Annotated in this window: 16 protein-coding genes; 7 read left to right on the forward strand and 9 right to left on the reverse strand. The window is 70.7% G+C overall.

All coding sequences use genetic code 11. The annotated features are described in order from the left end of the window. Positions 1-31 precede the first annotated feature (31 nt). Positions 32-793 (forward strand): cache domain-containing protein, encoded by a 762-nt coding sequence (locus ACFY10_RS13480; RefSeq protein WP_390665227.1) that lies wholly within the window; start codon positions 32-34, stop codon positions 791-793. Positions 794-807: 14 nt separating this feature from the next. On the opposite strand, the gene ACFY10_RS13485 is transcribed toward ACFY10_RS13480, so the two are convergent. Continuing rightward, entirely contained in the window at positions 808-1,470 is a 663-nt protein-coding gene (locus tag ACFY10_RS13485) for a hypothetical protein (RefSeq protein ID WP_390665228.1), read from the reverse strand. Positions 1,471-1,693: 223 nt separating this feature from the next. Here ACFY10_RS13485 and ACFY10_RS13490 point away from each other — a divergent pair, with 223 nt between their 5' ends. Both ACFY10_RS13490 and ACFY10_RS13495 read left to right on the forward strand, forming a co-directional pair. Beyond that, on the forward strand, positions 1,694-2,347 hold the full coding sequence (locus ACFY10_RS13490; protein WP_390665229.1) for a helix-turn-helix domain-containing protein: 654 nt from the start codon (positions 1,694-1,696) through the stop codon (positions 2,345-2,347). 32 nt (positions 2,348-2,379) lie between these two features. After that, on the forward strand, positions 2,380-2,910 hold the full coding sequence (locus ACFY10_RS13495; protein WP_390665564.1) for a toxin-antitoxin system, toxin component: 531 nt from the start codon (positions 2,380-2,382) through the stop codon (positions 2,908-2,910). A 20-nt stretch (positions 2,911-2,930) separates the two neighbouring features. Here the strand turns inward: ACFY10_RS13495 and ACFY10_RS13500 are convergent, their stop codons facing one another. After that, a complete protein-coding gene (locus ACFY10_RS13500) occupies positions 2,931-3,449 on the reverse strand; it encodes an ankyrin repeat domain-containing protein (protein WP_390665230.1) in 519 nt (172 codons plus the stop codon). Continuing rightward, positions 3,446-4,489: an alpha/beta fold hydrolase gene (locus ACFY10_RS13505; protein ID WP_390665231.1), complete on the reverse strand. Its 1,044-nt coding sequence runs from the start codon at positions 4,487-4,489 to the stop codon at positions 3,446-3,448. Before ACFY10_RS13505 ends, ACFY10_RS13500 begins: the two co-directional genes overlap by 4 nt. Positions 4,490-4,729: 240 nt before the next feature. Between ACFY10_RS13505 and ACFY10_RS13510 the strand changes: the two genes are divergently transcribed. Then, on the forward strand, positions 4,730-4,966 hold the full coding sequence (locus ACFY10_RS13510; RefSeq protein WP_390665232.1) for a hypothetical protein: 237 nt from the start codon (positions 4,730-4,732) through the stop codon (positions 4,964-4,966). 25 nt (positions 4,967-4,991) lie between these two features. Here the strand turns inward: ACFY10_RS13510 and ACFY10_RS13515 are convergent, their stop codons facing one another. Both ACFY10_RS13515 and ACFY10_RS13520 read right to left on the reverse strand, forming a co-directional pair. Next, a complete protein-coding gene (locus ACFY10_RS13515; protein ID WP_390665233.1) occupies positions 4,992-5,675 on the reverse strand; it encodes a 4'-phosphopantetheinyl transferase in 684 nt (227 codons plus the stop codon). Beyond that, positions 5,672-6,532, reverse strand: a complete 861-nt coding sequence (locus ACFY10_RS13520; protein WP_390665234.1) for a metallophosphoesterase family protein — start codon at positions 6,530-6,532, stop codon at positions 5,672-5,674. The genes ACFY10_RS13515 and ACFY10_RS13520 overlap by 4 nt, the downstream gene beginning before the upstream one ends. 268 nt (positions 6,533-6,800) lie before the next feature. Between ACFY10_RS13520 and ACFY10_RS13525 the strand changes: the two genes are divergently transcribed. The 3 genes from ACFY10_RS13525 to ACFY10_RS13535 all read left to right on the forward strand — a co-directional run bounded on the left by ACFY10_RS13525 (position 6,801) and on the right by ACFY10_RS13535 (position 10,720). Next, entirely contained in the window at positions 6,801-7,937 is a 1,137-nt protein-coding gene (locus ACFY10_RS13525; protein WP_390665235.1) for an ATP-grasp domain-containing protein, read from the forward strand. Positions 7,938-8,157: 220 nt separating this feature from the next. Then, positions 8,158-9,843, forward strand: a complete 1,686-nt coding sequence (locus tag ACFY10_RS13530; protein ID WP_390665236.1) for a carbohydrate binding domain-containing protein — start codon at positions 8,158-8,160, stop codon at positions 9,841-9,843. Positions 9,844-9,985: 142 nt separating this feature from the next. Beyond that, positions 9,986-10,720 carry a hypothetical protein gene (locus tag ACFY10_RS13535; RefSeq protein WP_390665237.1) on the forward strand — a complete coding sequence of 245 codons (735 nt, stop codon included), beginning with the start codon at positions 9,986-9,988 and terminating at the stop codon, positions 10,718-10,720. 7 nt (positions 10,721-10,727) lie between these two features. Here ACFY10_RS13535 and ACFY10_RS13540 read toward each other — a convergent pair whose 3' ends face one another. From ACFY10_RS13540 to ACFY10_RS13555, 4 genes are all read right to left on the reverse strand, one after another. Then, positions 10,728-11,978, reverse strand: coding sequence for an alpha-L-fucosidase (locus ACFY10_RS13540; RefSeq protein ID WP_390665238.1), 1,251 nt, complete (start codon positions 11,976-11,978; stop codon positions 10,728-10,730). Between the two features lie 3 nt (positions 11,979-11,981). Continuing rightward, positions 11,982-15,026 carry an alpha-mannosidase gene (locus ACFY10_RS13545; protein WP_390665239.1) on the reverse strand — a complete coding sequence of 1,015 codons (3,045 nt, stop codon included), beginning with the start codon at positions 15,024-15,026 and terminating at the stop codon, positions 11,982-11,984. A 77-nt stretch (positions 15,027-15,103) separates the two neighbouring features. Continuing rightward, positions 15,104-16,441, reverse strand: coding sequence for a 6-phospho-beta-glucosidase (locus tag ACFY10_RS13550; protein WP_390665240.1), 1,338 nt, complete (start codon positions 16,439-16,441; stop codon positions 15,104-15,106). Further along, a complete protein-coding gene (locus ACFY10_RS13555; protein WP_390665565.1) occupies positions 16,438-17,202 on the reverse strand; it encodes a DeoR/GlpR family DNA-binding transcription regulator in 765 nt (254 codons plus the stop codon). The genes ACFY10_RS13550 and ACFY10_RS13555 overlap by 4 nt, the downstream gene beginning before the upstream one ends. Positions 17,203-17,282: the final 80 nt, after the last annotated feature.

Below are 17,282 nucleotides of genomic sequence, written 5' to 3' on the forward strand. Positions count from 1 at the left end.
GCGACCGGTCCCCGTCCGCTGGAGGGCGCGCATGAGCCTCGCGACGGCAGTAGTCGGCACGGCACCGGAGAAGTCGGTCGCGGCAGGGGTCCGCTCCGCTCTGGAGAGCGTTTTCGACGCCGTGGCCGCCACCCGCACCGACACCGCCGAGCTGCTGGGCCGGGTGGCCGCCGAGGGCCGCCGCCCCGCGACCGTGGACCTCGCCGCACTCCGCCCCGGCCTGCATCTGCGCCTCGCCCGCAACGAGTTGGTCTCCGGCGTCGGCTTCGTCGCCGCACCGGGGCTGCTCACCGACGTACCGGCCTGGCTGGAGTGGTGGCAGAGCGGCTCGGACGGCGATGTGCGGCCGCTGCTGCTCGACCTCGACCCCGAGCAGTCGGCGTACGCGGACTACACCCACTGGGACTGGTTCGCCCTCCCCCGCGACACCGGCAAACGCGCGGTGGCCGGGCCCTACGTCGACTACCTCTGCTCCGACGAGTACAGCCTCACCCTGTCCGCGCCGGTCGAGATGGCAGGCCGGTTCGCCGGAGTCGCCGCGGCGGACGTGTACCTACGGCACTTCGAGGCGGCCGTGATGCCGATGCTGCGCCGACTGCCCGGGCCGGCCCATCTGGTGAACGCACGCGGGCGGGTGACGGCCTCCGCGGACCCCGCCCATCTCGCCGGATCCCTCACCAAGGGGCCGGACTTCGCCGCCGTACTGGAGCGGGCGCGGCCGGCACGGTATCGCGGACTGCGGCTGGTGCCCTGCCGGGACATCCCCCTCGTGCTGGTGATCTCCCCGCGCTGACGGTGGGGGGGCGGTCAGGCCTCGGCGGCCGGCACCACCCTCAGGTGCGCCGCCGCATGCCGGGCCTTACGGGCCTTGGAGCGGGCGGGGCGCGTCTCCCGCAGCACCAGCGTCATCCGCGTGTACCCCATGTCCTGCAGCGTCCTCGGGGTCTCGTCGACCACGCGGCAGTCGGTGGCGCCCCAGCGCGGATCGGGGTGCGTCAGGGGGCGTACGGCGCCGTCGTGCGCCACCGCCTGTTCGCCGACCGCGCGGATCCAGTGCGGCAGGCCCTGCCGGTAGGCGGCCTCCATGATCGGGTCCTGGGCGATGTCGCGGCGGATGGACTGCAGCCCGTGGTCGTGGCCGTAGCGCTCGACCGCGGCCGCGAAGTGCGCCAGCATCGGCAGGCACCAGCTGGACTCGTGCTCGCCGAGGACCGTGCCCGCGTCCGGGTGGAACAGGACGAACCTGAGGAAGTTGTCGCCCGGCATCGCCGTCGGATGCGGGCTCATCTCACGGAAAAGTGACGCGAAAGCGTTGTTCGAGAGAACGACGTCCCAGCGGTGGTCGAGGACGAACGACGGAAAGGGAACTGCCTCCAGGAGGGCGGCGTAGTCCTGCAGATACGCCTGGGCCTCGAGACTCTCGGGGACGGGCCGCGGTGCCGGACGCTGCCCTCCTGCCTGATACGCCATCGGGAGGTCACCCCTCTTGCCTCTGCGGCCTTCACGCGGCGCCTTGATCCTGCGGCCCCGACTCAAGTCGTGTCAACTATCGTGGCATTTCGTGCTTGTTGACGGCTGAAATTGGCCACAGTTGTGGCGACACCTGGATGCGAGTTCGAACTACCCGGTAATCTCCGTCGAGTTCACGGCAACCGCTTGTGAGAAGCCTGTGAGAAACGTAGGAGATCTGTCGGTGACGGATGGCTTCGAGGGTCCGGGCACCACGGCTACGACCGCTGCGCTACCGGCCGTCGTCGCACGCGTCACCGCGCTCGCCGACCGGCTCGGCGTGCCGCACGCGGAGGTCTTCGACACCGGCCGCCTGTCCACCGCCTCGGGCGTCCCCGAACCCGTGGTCAGGGCCCTGCTGAGGGGCCGCCCCGCGGGCGAGCCCGATGTGCAGGAACGGTTCCTGCAGCGGCTGGACCTGCTGCGCCGCACCCGGCTCAAGCCCAACGGGCGCAAGTACACGCAGCAGGAGATCGCCGACGGCGCGGGGATGTCGCGCCAGCAGGCCGGCGCGCTCATCAACGGCGACCGGCGCCCCACCATGGAGCACTGCGACGCCATCCAGCGCTTCTTCCGGGTGCACGCCGGATTCCTCACGGCCGAGGACCCCGAGGCCCTCACGGGCGCCCTGCAGGGCGTGGAGCAGGAACTCCTGCAAAGACTCGCCGAGCGGGAGGCGGCCGCGGCCGCCGACGACCCGCTCGAGCGGCTGCTGCAGGACCACGGCGTCCGCGGAATCGCCTGGCGGGCCGCACAACTGCCCACCGACCAGCACCGCGACAAGGTCGCCGAGTGGCTGGACATGCTCCTGGAGAGCGTCAAGCGGCCCGAAGCGTGAGCCTGGGGAGAGCTGTGGGCATCGGAAGGGAAATGCGCCGCCTGTGCGGCGAACTGGTCGCGGAGCTCACACTGGCCGCGCCGGCGCCGCCCGACGACCTGTACGGGGCGCTGTGCGACGCGATGAGCAGGCGCCGCGGCCGGCCGGTCCACTTCCGCGTGGCCGCCTTTCCGACCGGCACGGCGAGCGGGCTGTGGCTGGACATGACAGACCAGGACCTCGTCGTGATCGAGGAACGGACCGCCCCGGACCACCAGTTGGTGATCCTCGGCCACGAACTGTGGCACATGAAGGCCGGGCACTGCAGCCATCACGTCGAGGGCGCCAGGGTCGCGGCCCGCCTGCTCAGCGACGACGCGGACCTGCGGGCCACCGTCCGCAAGGTGGCCGCCCGCAGCCATTTCGACCTGGCCGACGAGCAGGAGGCCGAGACCTTCGGCCTGCTCCTCGCCAGCAAGTGCCGTACCTGGCTGGCGGGTTCGGGGCTGCGGGGGCCGGTGCCGCGCGATCATCTGGCGGGGCGGATCGAGGCGTCGTTGGGGTATCTGGGGCCGCAGGGCTGAGTACGCGTCGGTCGGCTCTGTCACGTGGTTGGCAGGCGGGGCGTCGCGCCCGCCGCGGTGAGGAGAGCGGCGGTTGCGGGATGAGGGCCGTTGTCCGCCCAGTCCAGCGGGGACCAGCCGGTGCCGTGGTCCTCACGAAGATTCGGGTCGGCGCCGTGTGCCAACAGCTCGCGCACCACCTGCGTGTGCCCCCAGCACGCGGCAGCGCACAACGGTGTGCCCTCCGCGCCGATTCCACGGCTCTCGGTGTCCGGGGCGGCACCGGACGTCAGGAGCAGACGGACGATGGCGGCTTCCCCGTTCACGGATGCCGCATAGAGGGGCGTGGTGCCCTCGCCGTCGGCCCTTGCCGGATCGGCCCCGGCCCGCAGGAGAGCCCTCGCGCGGGCGGTGTCGCCCATCGGAATCGCCGCGAAGAGATGACGCGAGAGCTTCTTCTGCCGCCGACGGTTCATGAGAGCCGAGGCTACCGACGGATCACCTGAGGGGGCAAGGCAATATCCACTCGTCGACGGCCGCGACCAGCCGGGATCTGTCACGTTGCACTGCGCTCGCTCGCCTCCCTCAGATCCCGCTCCACCTCCCGATTCCGGGCCGTGTCCGGCCGCCCGGCACTGCTCCCGGGACGCCCCTCGACGAGGAGTTCACGCCAGTGCTCCCGACTCCAGTCGGCCGGATGCGTGCTCGCCGTGAACTCCTCGACCAGCGACACAAACCGCGCGGGGTCGCTGTGGAACGGAAAATGACCTGCCTGTTCGAAGATCTCCAGCCGGCTCCCCGGCATCGCCTCGTGCGCCCCGTACGCGTGCCGCACCGGCACCACACTGTCCCGGTCGCCCCACAGCAGCATGGTCGGCATGCCCTCGGTGAGATAGCACCGGTCGAGCATGGTGACGACCTGCCCGCGCCAGTCGACGACCGCGCGCAGGGTGCGGATGAAGGCGTTGCGGGAGGTCTCGTCCGGCAGGGCGTCGACGAGGGTGAGCAGTTCGGGTGCGTCCTGGCCGAGGTCGGTGTCCAGGAGCTTCATCAGGCGCACCGCCAGCCCCACTTGCAGCCGCATTCCCGGCAACCGCAGGGTGGACAGCATCAGGTGGGCCCCGGGCAGGGAGACCAGCCGCAGCACGGGATTGACCTCGCGTCCCACACCGCCCGCGCTCACCAGGATGAGCCGCTCGGTGCGCTCGGGGAACTGGTAGGCGAACTGCATGGCCACGCCCCCGCCCAGCGAGTGCCCGACCAGGGTTGCCGACTCGATGCCGAGCGTGGTGAGCAGGTCCCGTACGCCGTTCGCGTACGCCGCCACCGAGTAGTCGGCGCGCGGTTTGTCCGAAGCCCCGTGGCCGAGCAGGTCGGGGGCGATCACGGTGTGCGTGCGGGCGAGGTCGGGGATCAGCTCGGCCCAGGTCGCGGAGGAGTCGCCGATGCCGTGGATGAGCACCAGCGCCGGACCCTCGCCGGCCATGCGGAAGGCGCGCCGGTATCCGTGCACCACGCGGTACTGCAACTCGAGTTCTCCGTCGCCCACCGGGCGCAGCCGTACGGTGCGCACCGGGCGCCGGTGCGGGACGTCGACCACGCACTTGCCTCCCGTTCCGTGGCCGCCGCGGAAGCGGCCGAAAGCCCTTGTAATCCAGCGTAGGGCCGGTTTCCCACAAGGGATTTCGGGGACGTTTCGCCTCCGCTAAGCGGGCGAATCGACACACAGGCAAACCCGATTGTCAGTGGCGGGCGGCAAGCTGGAGTTGCGCCCCCTTGTGCGGGGTGTGCGCACCGACGGGTGCGGGAGAGACGACGCCGACACGGGGAGAGCCGACCGATGCCCACTGCTGTACTGACCGACCGCGAGCGCACCGCCGTACAGGCCTATCTCCGGCTGCTGCACACCGTACGGGCCGCGTTCGCAGACGTGCCCGGTCCGCCGGAGGCGTGCCGACCAGCCGTCGTCCCGCCCGCCGTGCTGGCCGAGGCGGAGCAGGCGCTCGCTGCCGCGGGACTGGCGGGGAACGAGGAGGAGTTCTTCCGGCTGCTGCAGAGCTGGTGCCCGCAGCCGTGACGGCCGGCGGCCGCCGGGCGGGGGCTCAGGGCGTGTGCGGGACCGCGATCGCCGTCGCCACCAGCCCCCGCTGGACGGTCCACCGGCCCTCGAAGTGGCCGAGCCGCCGGCCGCCGACCATCGGGCCGGGGACGAGGAGTTCGGCGCGGAAGCCGCCGTGCAGCCGCTCGTCGGGGTCGACGAAGACCTCGATGTCGGCCTCGGTGAACTCGAGCCACAGTCCGGTGAGGGGGAACCATGCCTTGTAGACGGACTCCTTGGCGCTGAACAGGAGCCGGTCCCAGTGGACCTCGGGGTGCTGCACTGCCAGGTGGCGCAGCCTGGCCGCCTCGGCGGGCAGGGCGACCGCGTCCAGGACGCCCCCCGGGAGCGGCCGGTGGGGTTCGGCGTCGATGCCGACGGAGGCCAGGTCGGTGGCGCGGACCAGGGCGGCGGCGCAGTAGCCGTCGCAGTGGGTCATGCTGCCGGCCAGGCCGGGCGGCCAGCCCGGTGCGCCGCGTTCGCCGGGCAGGAGGGGCTGCGGCGGCACGCCGAGCTTCTCCATGGCGCGGCGTGCGCAGGCGCGTACGAGGGCGAACTCGCGGCGGCGTTTCTCGACCGCCTGCGCCACGACCTGTGCCTCCTCGGGGTACAGCGGCGCGGGCTCGCTCCCGTCGTCGCCGTGCACCTCCACGGCCACCACCTCGTCCGGCAGCAGCTCCTCGATCACCCGACCCCGACCTCCTTCGGCAGTACGCGGCGCAGTCTCCCCGGCGGCTGCGGCCGCTTGCGCCATTCGCGGGGGTAGCCGACGGACACCTCCTCGAAGCGGACACCCTCGTGCCAGGTGGTCCGCGGGATGTGGAGGTGCCCGTACACCATGGTCTCGACGCGGTAGCGGCGGTGCCAGTCGGCGGTGAGTCCGGTGCCGCACCACATGGCGAACTCCGGGTGCCACAGGACGTCGCAGGGGTGCCGGTCCAGCGGGTAGTGGTTGACCAGGACGGTGGGCAGGTCGGCGGGGAGGGCGGCGAGCCTGCGTTCGGTCTCGGCGACCCGGGCCCGGCACCAGGCCTCGCGGCTCGGGTAGGGGTCGGGGTGCAGCAGGAACTCGTCGCTGCAGACGATGCCGGTGCCGTGCGCGTACTCCAGGCCCTGCTCCTTGGTGGCGCAGCCGGCCGGCAGGAACGAGTAGTCGTAGAGGAGGAAGAGCGGTGCCACGGCCACCGGGCCGTCGGGGCCCTGCCACACCGGGTAGGGGTCCTCGGGTGTCGTCACGCCCAGCTCGCGGCACATGGCGACCAGGTGCTCGTAGCGGGCGACGCCGCGCAGGGTGACGGGGTCCTTCGGGTGGGTCCACAGTTCGTGGTTGCCCGGCGCCCAGACGACCTTGCGGAAGCGGCTCGCGAGGGTCTTCAGGGCCCAGCGGATGTCGGAGACGGTCTCCGAGACGTCGCCGGCCACGAGCAGCCAGTCCTCGTCGGACTCGGGGCGCATCGCCTCGACGAGGGCGCGGTTCTCGGCGTATCCGATGTGCAGGTCGCTGATGGCCAGCAGTTGTCCGGCACCACCGGCCGTCGACGTCACCTCTCGCCCCCTCCGTGCACCCTGAGCACCCCGCGCACTCACGAATGAGACCACGAGAACACATTTCCCGGCTCACCTTCAAGGCGGCAAGATCGCGGAATCCGTAACACGGACGTTGCACGCGCGGCCTCTTCGAAGCCGTATGATCGCCCCAACACCACCGCCACGAACTTCCCTTCATTCAAGGGCGGTTTGGTGACCCTCCAACTCCCCTGCCCGGGCACGGGCTGCTCAGCCGTGCCCGCGAACCGTGAAAGGACGGCCCTGCATGGTCTCTCGCGTACGCGTCTGGCTCAACCGCACGTACGCGGAGAACGTGTTCTTCATGGATCAGCTGCGGCGAAATCCCAGCGATCGGGCCGTGGAGATCCATGCGACGCACGGGGACGCGGACTCCCCCGTGCTGGCCGCCGCCGACACCGCCGAGCTGGAGCCGGAGGGCCTGTCCCCGGCCGCGTATGTGGAGTTCGCACTGGACCAGTGCGCGCGGCGCGGCATCGACGTGTTCGTGCCGCGGCTGCACCAGTCGGCGATCGTGGCGCACCGCGCCGAGTTCGAGGCGGTCGGTACGGCGCTGCTGGCGCCGCCTCCGGAGGCGGTGGCCGTCTTCCACGACAAGGTGATCGCGTACGAGGCGGTCCAGGCGATCGGTGTGCCCGTGCCGCCGTGGTGGCGGGTGCGGACCGCGGGTGAACTCGTCGCCGCCGTGGAGGAGTTGGAGGCGGGCGGGCACAAGGCGTGCTTCAAGCCGGCGTCCGGCGCGGGCGGGGTGGGCTTCCGCATCGTCACGCGCGCCCCCTTCTCACTCGTTCACCTCAACGGCTTCCCGGGCCCGTATGTGCCGCTGGATCTGGTGGTGGAGGCGCTGCAGCAGGCCGACGAGCCGGTCGACTGGCTGGTGATGCCGCGCCTGGAGCAGCCGGAGGTGTCGGTGGACTGCCTGACCGGGCCGGACAACCGGGTGCGGCTGGCGATCGGGCGCACCAAGAACGGCCGGCGGCGCGGGTTCACGCTGCACGAGCAGTGGCTGGAGCCGGCGCGACGTCTGGCCGAGGGTTTCGGGCTGCACTATCTTTCCAACATCCAGTTCCGGATGTTCGGCGACGAGCCGGTGTTGATGGATGTCAACACGCGGCCGGCGGGTGGACTGCATCAGCTGTCGCTGTGTGGCGTCAACGCCCCTTGGGCGGCGGTGCAGTTGGCGCTGGGCGAGGACCCGGGCGAGATGGTTCCGCCGTTCGTGGGGCAGGACTACACGGTGGTGTCGGGGCCGCGGCCGTTGCGGGCGGTTTCGCTGCCGCAGCAGAGGGTGGAGGAGGCCGGGCCGTTGCTGCCGGCGCTGCCCGCACCCGTATCCGAGCCGGTTGACTCCGTCGGGGCTGCGGCGTCGGTACTGCCGCTTTAGGTTGTCGGCCGGGTGCGGGTTGTCTGTGGCTTGTCGCGCCCACGCGGCGGAGCCGCATATCGGCACAGCCCCGCGCCCCTAAAACCCCGGGTCCACCCACCGGTATGGACCAATTCGGCGTCAGGCCTTGACACCGGGATTGGTCCATACCAACTTGTGTTGCGCACCTCTCTGCACCTCTGTGCACTCCCGAACGCCCCCATTCCTTCAGGGAGATCGCGTGCGCAACACACTCGGACGTCACAGACGTCGGCTTCTCGCACTGCTCGGCTCCGCCGCCCTCGCGCTCGCCGGAGCCATCGCCCTTCCCGGCACGGCCCAAGCGGCCAACATCCTGACCAATCCCGGCTTCGAGTCGGGCAGCCTCTCCCCCTGGACCTGCACCGGCAACCTCGGTTCGGTCGTCTCCTCCCCCGTGCACGGCGGCTCCAAGGCCCTGCAGGGGGCGGTGACGGACAGCGACAACGCCCAGTGCACGCAGACCGTCTCCGTGCAGCCCAACACCACGTACAGCCTTGCCGGTTGGGTGCGCGGCAGTTACGTCTACCTGGGCGTGAGCGGCGGCGCCTCGAACTGGACCACGTCCCCGTCGGCGTACAGCCAGCTGTCCGTCTCCTTCACCACCGGTGCCTCGCAGACCAGCGCCACCATCTACGTCCACGGCTGGTACGCCCAGGGCGCCTACTACGCGGACGACATCAGCCTCGACGGACCCGGTGGCGGTGGCGGCTCGGACACCCAGGCGCCGACCGCGCCGACCGGGCTGACCTCCACCGGCAAGACCTCGTCGAGCGTGTCGCTGAAGTGGAACGCGTCGACGGACAACGTGGGTGTCACGGCGTACGACATCTACAGCGGCTCGAACAACGTGCTCACCGTGTCCGGTACGTCCGCTACGGTCAGCGGGCTCTCGCCCAGCACGTCGTACACCTTCACCGTCAAGGCGCGGGACGCGGCCGGGAACACCTCCGGGGCCTCCAACTCCGTGAGCGTGACGACGGACGCGGGCAGTGGCGGCGGGAGCGGCTTCAAGCAGGCCGCGCCGTATCTCTACGAAGGCTGGGGCGATCCGCCCAGCCCCTCGACGGTGATGAGCGCGACCGGCATCAAGTGGTTCACGATGGCCTTCGTGCTCGACTCGGGCGGCTGCACCCCCGCCTGGGACGGCAGCCGGCCGCTGACCGGCGGCGCCGACCAGTCCGCGATCAACGCCATCCGCTCCGCCGGCGGTGACATCGTGCCGTCGTTCGGCGGCTGGCAGGGCAGCAAGCTCGGCGCCAACTGCTCCTCCGCGAGCGCGCTCGCCGGAGCCCTGCAGAAGGTGATCGACGCCTACTCGCTCAAGGCGATCGACATGGACATCGAGAACTCCGACGAGTTCGAGAACGAGGCCGTCCAGGCGAAGATCCTCACCGCCCTGAAGACGGTCAAGGCCAACAACCCCGGCCTGAAGACCATCGTCACCTTCGGCACGTCGACCACCGGCCCGACGTACTACGGCAACCGGCTCATCGAGCAGGCGCAGTCGCTCGGCGCCAACATCGACGTCTTCACGATCATGCCGTTCGACTTCGGCGGCGGCTCCGACATGTACGGCAACACCGTGAACGCGGCGGAGGGCCTGAAGGCCAAGCTGAAGTCGACGTTCGGCTGGGACGACACGACCGCCTACTCCCACATCGGGATCTCCGGCATGAACGGCCTGTCCGACCAGCAGGAGACCACCACTCCGGCGATCTGGACCCAGATCAAGGACTGGTCGAACGCGCACCACATCGCCCGGCTCGCCTTCTGGTCGGTCAACCGCGACCGGCCGTGCCCGGGCGGCGGCGTGGTGAGCAACTGCTCCGGCATCAGCCAGAACAACTGGCAGTTCACCTCGATCACGGCCGGCTTCACCGGCTGAGGAGCAATTGAGGAGGCTGGAAGAAGGGCTGGCGCCCGGGCCCCCGCGGCGGGAAGAATCTTGAACCGACCCGCCGCGGGGGCTTTCCCGCGGCTCGACGGCACGGGATCCGGGGGCGGCTCATGACCGAGGCGGCGCAGGCGTGAGGAGAAGGAGCATCACTGCCGGCCGGCGTCTGTCGTTCCTCTTCGCTCTCGGCCTCGTCGCCCTCCTCGCCTCCTGCGGTGTGGGCGACACCAGCGGCGGCAGTGGCGAGGCGCCGGGGCTGCGCCCCGGGCAGGCGGACTTACAGGCCTCGGTCGTGAGCGACCGCAAGCACCTCTTCAACGGGTCGCTCGCCTACGACCCTTCGGTCTCGATGTCCGTCGGGGGCAGCCTGACGTACGACGTCCTGCTCACCGCGCGCGGAGAGAAGTCGGTGGGCTTCGCACAGGCCGTGCTGGTGACCCGGGCCTTCCAGGTGGGCGGGGTGGAAGGCGCCGCGCTCACCTGCGGGAGCAGGAATGTGCGGGTGGTCATGCTCACCGACTCGAAGCCCGAACAGATCATCGCCCAGCCCGGCGACCCCGCGGAGTGGCAGTGGAGCGTCTCCGCCGACGAACCGGGCGACTACGACCTGGCGCTCACCGTCACCACCTACCAGGGCGACACAAAACGCGCCCTCGACACCCTGCGGCCCCCGATCAAGATCCATCTGACCGTGCACAACACGTGGTCGCACCGCATCACTTCACTGAAGGACTGGCTCATCGCGGCGGGCGGTATCGCGACCGCGCTGGTCGCCGTCTACGCGCTACGGGCTCCCCTCACCGAGTTCGTGCGAGCTCGCGGGGAAGCCCGTCGGCAGCGCGATCAGAGCCGGGACGGCTATATGTGAGTGCCCGTCAGAAGCGTCCGGAGCCGCGGTACAGCTCCAGCTCCCCCTCCAACTCCACGGCCAGCACAGTGGCGTACGGATCCAGGTCCGCCTGCGCCGGCGGGTCGATCCACAGCACGCCGACCGCGTCGTGCAGCCCGCCGACGACCCGGTGGCCGAGTTCGGTGCCGGTGCCGAGGACGGTGACCTTGCGGACCGCCGTCGCCAGACCCCGGACGCCGATCTCGGATCGGGGGATGTCGAACAGGGTGAGGTAGAGCGTGCGGCGGTCGGCCGACAGGGTGCTTGGCCCGTAGTGGTGCCCGGCCGGGAGCCCGCGCACCGTCCCGTACACCGCCTCCGCGTGCCTGCGGATCCACTCCCCCAGCCCCTCCAACCGCTCGACCTGCGGCTGCGGGATGGTGCCGTCCTCCATGGGGCCGACGTCGAGGAGCAGGTTGCCGCCCCCGCCGATCGTCTCCGTGAAGTAACGGATCAGCTGGGACAGCGACTTGTGGTTGTGGTCCTGGTGCTGGTAGCCCCACGAGTCGTTGATCGTCAGGCACAGCTCCCACGGGCCGTCCGGCGGCACGATGGGGGCGCCCTGCTCCGGCGTCGCGTAGTCACCTTCGCTGAGCATGCGCGCGTTGAAGACGACGTCGGGGACGTACGAGCGGATGAGCGCGGCCAGCTCCGGGATGCGCCACTGCTCCTCGCTGCGGTCCCACTCGCCGTCGAACCACATCAGGTCGGGCCGGTAGCGGGAGGCCAACTCCCGGATCTGGCCGTCCCGGTAGGCGATGAACCGCTCCCAGGCGTCCAGGTCCTCGTCCTCGGCCGCGACCTCGGAGTAGCGGTTGTCCTCCTGCTCCGGCGGGCGGCCCGGCTTGCGGGTGGAGGCGTAGTCGGGGTGGTTCCAGTCGGAGTGGGAGTAGTAGAAGCCGACCTTGAGGTCCTTCTCGCGCAGGGCCTCGGCGTACGGGCCGAGGTAGTCCCTGCCGAGGTTGAGGTCGCCGTACTGCGTGTCCCACAGGGCCACGCCGTCGTGGTGACGGCTCGTCAGGACCGCATACTTGGCGCCCGCGCGGGCGAACAGGTCGGCCCACGCCTTCGGGTCGTACTTGGCGCCCGTGAAGCGCTCCAGCTGGGACATGTACTGGTCGTGCGGCACGATGTCGTCGTAGAACGACCAGGACTCCTGGACGCCGTCCACGGCGTAGATGCCCCAGTGGATGAAGATCCCCAACTTGGCGTCGGTGAACCAGGGTTGCATGACCATGGGTCAGGCCCTCCGCAGGCGGAGCGTCAGGATCTGGAACGGACGGAGGGAGACGGGAACTCCGCCGTCGGCCAACTCGGCTTCCTCCAGCGGGCGTTCCAGCAGGTCGGTCACCTGGGCGCCCGCGAGCGGGAAGCCGGTGCGCAGCACGCCGGTCGCGCGGCCGCCGCGGGACTCGTAGAGCCGTACGACGACATCGCCGGAGGCGTCGTCCGCGAGCTTGACCGCCTCGACCGTCACGCCCTCGCCGTCGACCGAGACGACCGGCTCCGGTGCGCCCGCCGAATCCGCAAGGCGAAGCGGGAGGTTGAGGGCGTAGCCCTCGGCGACCGCGTCCTCGATGCTCGCGCCGGGCAGGAGGGAGTAGGTGAAGCGGTGCTTGCCCTGGTCGGCCTCCGGGTCCGGGATGCGCGGGGCGCGGACCAGGCTGAGGCTGACCCTGGTCGTCGTACCGCCGTCCTCGCGGACCGTGCGGGAGACGTCGTGGCCGTAGGTCGAGTCGTTGATGACCGCGACGCCGTAGCCGGGCTCGGCGATGTGCACCCAGCGGTGGCCGGAGACCTCGAAACGGGCCGCCTCCCAGCTGGTGTTGGTGTGCGTGGGCCGCTGGATGTGGCCGAACTGGATCTCGGCGGAGGAGTGCGGGGCGCGGATGTCGACCGGGAAGCCCGCCTTGAGGATCTTCTCGGCCTCGTGCCAGTCGATGTCGGTCTCGAAGTCGATACGGGGGCTGCCCGCGCGCAGGGTGATCGTCTGGGTGAGCTTCGAGCCCTTGCCGAAGCTGCGCTCCACGCGGATCGCGCCGAGCAGCGGGTCCTCCTCGACGACGGTCACGGAGTCCGTGGCCAGGAGATCCGTGTAGCGGTTCTTGTAGTGCTTGTCGATGTCCCAGGCGTCCCAGTAGTTCGGGAGGTCGGTGTGCAGGCGCAGCAGGTTGCCCTTGTCGGCGAGGACTTCACGACCGCCGGCGCGCAGGTCGCGTACGGAGGCCAGTGTGCCGTCCTCCGCCACCTCGACCCGCACCAGGCCGTTGTCGAGCACCCGTCCGCTCACCGTGACGGGGTCCGGCGCCGACTCGGCGCCCACGACGGCGCTGCCGCTCGCCGGCACCTCGACGTACGTCGGGACGCCCTCGGGCGTACGGACGACCTCGGCCCGGTCGAAGGGGCTGGTGTTGAAGACGCGGGTGGCGCCACCGCCCAGCGCGGCGACCGCCTCGGCGGTCAGTTCCTCCAACTCCTTTGCCACACGGGCGTATTCGGCCTCGGCCTCCCGGTGCACCCAGGCGATCGACGAGCCGGGCAGGATGTCGTGGAACTGGTGCAGCAGCACCGTCTTCCACAGCCGGTCCAGCTTCTCGTACGGGTAGGAGTAGCCCGGCGCGTGCAGCGCGGCCGTCGTCGCCCACAACTCGGCCTCGCGCAGGCGGTGTTCGGAGCGCCGGTTGCCCTGCTTGGTGCGGGCCTGGGAGGTGTAGGTGGCGCGGTGCAGCTCGAGGTAGAGCTCGCCGTTCCAGACCGGGGCGTCCTCGTACTCCGCGCGGGCCTTGGCGAAGAACTCGTCGGGGTGCTCGACGACGACCTTGGGCGAACCCTCCAGGTCGGCGAGCCGACGGGCGCGTTCCATGATCTCGCGGGTGGGGCCGCCGCCGCCGTCGCCCCAGCCGAAGGGGGCCAGCGAGCGCGTACCGGCGCCCTTCTCCGCGTAGTTGCGGACCGCGCGGTCCATCTCCTCGCCGCTGAAGCGGGCGTTGTAGGTGTCGACCGGCGGGAAGTGGGTGAAGATGCGGGTGCCGTCGATGCCCTCCCACCAGAAGGTGTGGTGGGGGAACTTGTTGGTCTGGTTCCAGGAGATCTTCTGGGTGAGGAACCACTCGTTGCCGGCGAGCTTGGCGAGCTGCGGGTAGGCGGCGTTGTAGCCGAAGGAGTCCGGCAGCCAGACGCCCTTGGTCTCGATGCCGAAGTGCTCGATGAAGAACCGCTTGCCGTGGACGAGCTGGCGGGCGATCGCCTCGCCGCCGGGCAGGTTGCCGTCGGACTCGACCCACATGCCGCCGACCGGCGCCCACTGGCCCTTCTTCACGGACTCCTGGATGCGCGCCCAGACCTTGGGGTAGTTGTCGCGCACCCACTCGTACTGCTGAGCCTGGGAGCAGGCGAAGATGAAGTCGTCGTACTCGTCGGCGAGCGAGGTGACGTTGGAGAAGGTGCGGGACGTCTTGCGCTTGGTCTCGCGGATGGGCCACAGCCAGGCGGAGTCGATGTGCGCGTGGCCCACGCCGGAAATCTCGTGCGCACTGGCATGCGCGGGCTTGGCCAGGACCGGCGCGAGCACCTCGCGGACGGCGGCGGCGCTGCCGGAGACGTCGTCCAGGTCGAGGGTGTCCATGGCCCGGTCCAGGGCGTGCAGGATCTCGTGGCGGCGCGGCTCGTGCTCGGCGAGGTGGACCATGAGCTCGCGCAGCACCTGGAGGTCCAGGTCGAGGTGGAAGACCTCCTCGTCCAGGACGGCGAGGTCGGCACGCTTGAAGGTGTACAGCGGCTTGTCGCCGGCCGTCAGGACGTCGCCCAGAAGCGTGGGCTCGGCGAAGTTGTTGGCCAGGATGTCCGGGTTGGAGGCGGCCTCGACCAGGTAGTGGATCTCCTCGCCGCCCGTCGCCGGGTTGGCGATGGCCACGTACTGGTTGAGCGGATTGACCGCCTTCAGCGGCGTCCCGTCGGTGAGGTGGACCAGCGCCTCGGCCTGGTTGCCCGGCCAGTCGCCCACGAAGCCGAGGTCGATGACCGCCTCGACCCGCTTGCCGCCCCACTCGGCGGGCACCTGCCCCCGCATCCGGAACCAGGTCGTACCCCAGGGCGGACCCCACGGGGTGTCCATCGCGAACGGCTTGTACGGGGCTGCCGCGGCCTCCTCGAAGGGGACCGGCTCGCCCGGCGCCTGCCAGGCCTCGACCGTCAGGGGGACGGTGGCCGCGTAGATCGCGGGCTTGATGCGCTGGTTGTGGAGGCGCTCGGCGCGCTCCTCGATCCGGCGGCGTTCGTCGTGCATGGGAAGTCTCCAGAAAACCAGGAAGCCGAAGAGGGGCAGGAGGCCGGAGAGACGGCAAGCGCTTTCCGGCGGCGCGTCTACTTAAGGTACGACAGCCCGGGATGCACGTCCGTGTAGCCCTCGACCAGCCGTCGGGCCACGTTCACGGAATCCACCAGCGGGTGCAGCGCGAACGCCTTCACGGCCGTCGTACGGGAGCCGGACTCGGCGGCGGCCAGCACCTCGCGCTCGACCGCCTTGACCGCGCAGACCAGGCCGGTGGCGTGGTCGGGCAGCGGGGCCACGGAGACCGGGTGCGCACCGTTGGCGTCGACCAGGCAAGGAACCTCGATGACGGCCTCGGTGTCGAGCACCGAGAGGGTGCTGCGGTTGCGGACGTTGAGGATCAGGGTGGTGCGCTCGTCGCGGGCGATGGCCCGCATCAGGGCGAGGGCGACCTTCTCGTAGCCGCCGGAGAGGTCGTCGGCGTCGCGTTCACCGGCGCCCGCGGTCTCCCGGTTCTCGGCCATGTACGTCGCCTCGCGCTCGGCCCGGGTGCGGTCCCAGGCGGCGAGGGCCTGGGCGTCGGGGTTGCGCATCTCCTCGTAGAAATGGGCCTGCTGGTCGCGCAGGAAGGCGCCGCGGGTCTTCTCGGCCTGCTGGTAGGCGCGGACGGCCTCGCGGTTGAAGTAGTAGTAGTGCAGGTATTCGTTGGGGATCGCGCCGAGGGACTGGAGCCAGTCGACGCCGAAGAGCTTGCCCTCCTCGAAGGAGCCGAGCAGGTCGGGGTCGGCGAGCAGCCGCGGCAGTTCGTCACGCCCTGCGATGTGCAGGCCGCGGACCCAGCCGAGGTGGTTGAGGCCGACGTAGTCGATCCAGGCCTCCTTCGGGTTCCCGCCGAGCACGCGGGCGATACGGCGGCCGAGGCCGACCGGCGAGTCGCAGATGCCGATGACGCGGTCGCCGAGGTGGCGGGACATGGCCTCGGTGACCAGGCCGGCCGGGTTGGTGAAGTTGATGACCCAGGCGTCGGGCGCGAGGCGGGCCACGCGCTGGGCGATGTCGACGGCGACCGGGACCGTGCGCAGGCCGTAGGCGATGCCGCCCGCGCCGACCGTCTCCTGGCCGAGGACGCCCTCCGCGAGGGCCACCCGCTCGTCGTTCGCCCTGCCCTCCAGGCCGCCGACGCGGATCGCGGAGAACACGAAGTCGGCGCCGCGCAGGGCCTCGTCGAGGTCGGTCGTCGCGGTCACCTCGGGGGCGTCGGCGACCTGCGCGGCCTGCTCCGCGAGGACTCGGGTCACCGCGGACAGCCGGCCCGCGTCCAGGTCGTGCAGGACGACCTCGGTGACCCGGCCCTCGCCTCTGTCGCCCAGGAGCGCCCCGTACACGAGCGGCACCCGGAACCCGCCGCCGCCCAGAATCGTCAGCTTCACGCTTGCACCTCTCCTGCCACGACCACCTCGACGCCCGCCTCCTCCAGGGAGGAGCGGGTCGCCGGATCGGCCGACGCGTTCGTCACCACCATGTCCAGGTCCTCGGGACCGCAGACCTTCGCCATCCCCGTACCCGGGAACTTCGCCGCGTCGGCGAGCAGCACCACCCTGTCGCTCGCCTTGATCATGGCCCGCTTGACCGGCACCTCGACAACCGTCGTGTCCATCACCTGCCCACCGGGGCGCACTCCACTGGTGCCGAGGAAGAGCCAGTCGGCGTGCAGCTGACGCAGATTGTCCTCGGTGAGGAAGCCGACCAGGGAGCGGTACTCGCGGCGGACCATGCCGCCGAGCAGCACCAGCTCGATGCCCTCGTCGTCGGCGAGCTCCTCGTAGACCACCAGGTTGCTGGTGATCACGGTGAGGCGGCGGCCGTGCAGCTGGCGGGCCAGCCGGAAGGCCGTGGTGCCGATGTCGAGCAGCACCGACTGGCCGTCCTTGACCATCGCCGCGGCGCGCTCGGCTATCGCGTCCTTCTCGGACACGCGCACCTCGGCGACCTCGGCGAAGGGCTGGTCGCCCTCCTCCACGACGGCGCCGCCGTGCACACGCGTGAGCAGGCCGTCCTCCTCGAGTTTGACCAGGTCGCGCCTGATCGTGGCGGGGCTCACACCCAGCTGCTCTGAGAGGTCCGTCACGGACGCGGGACCGCCGGAGCGCAGGGCCCGCAGGATGAGTTGGTGTCGTCGTTCTGCCAGCACGACGTGAACACTACTCGTCATCTTCAATCAAATCCATGCTCAGTTCTGCTCGGGTATTGACCAATCTCCTGGATCAGCGC

It is taken from the genome of Streptomyces sp. NPDC001401 (genome assembly GCF_042895385.1).
In the GTDB taxonomy this organism is placed as follows: domain Bacteria; phylum Actinomycetota; class Actinomycetes; order Streptomycetales; family Streptomycetaceae; genus Streptomyces.

What these genes read in the sequence shown, in the direction of transcription:
- ACFY10_RS13510 (WP_390665232.1), top strand. Translation starts at nt 4,730, where the DNA reads ATGCCCACTGCTGTACTGACCGACCGCGAGCGCACCGCCGTACAGGCC.
- ACFY10_RS13495 (WP_390665564.1), top strand. Translation starts at nt 2,380, where the DNA reads ATGCGCCGCCTGTGCGGCGAACTGGTCGCGGAGCTCACACTGGCCGCG.
- ACFY10_RS13540 (WP_390665238.1), bottom strand. Translation starts at nt 11,978, where the DNA reads ATGGTCATGCAACCCTGGTTCACCGACGCCAAGTTGGGGATCTTCATC.
- ACFY10_RS13525 (WP_390665235.1), top strand. Translation starts at nt 6,801, where the DNA reads ATGGTCTCTCGCGTACGCGTCTGGCTCAACCGCACGTACGCGGAGAAC.
- ACFY10_RS13480 (WP_390665227.1), top strand. Translation starts at nt 32, where the DNA reads ATGAGCCTCGCGACGGCAGTAGTCGGCACGGCACCGGAGAAGTCGGTC.
- ACFY10_RS13485 (WP_390665228.1), bottom strand. Translation starts at nt 1,470, where the DNA reads ATGGCGTATCAGGCAGGAGGGCAGCGTCCGGCACCGCGGCCCGTCCCC.
- ACFY10_RS13545 (WP_390665239.1), bottom strand. Translation starts at nt 15,026, where the DNA reads ATGCACGACGAACGCCGCCGGATCGAGGAGCGCGCCGAGCGCCTCCAC.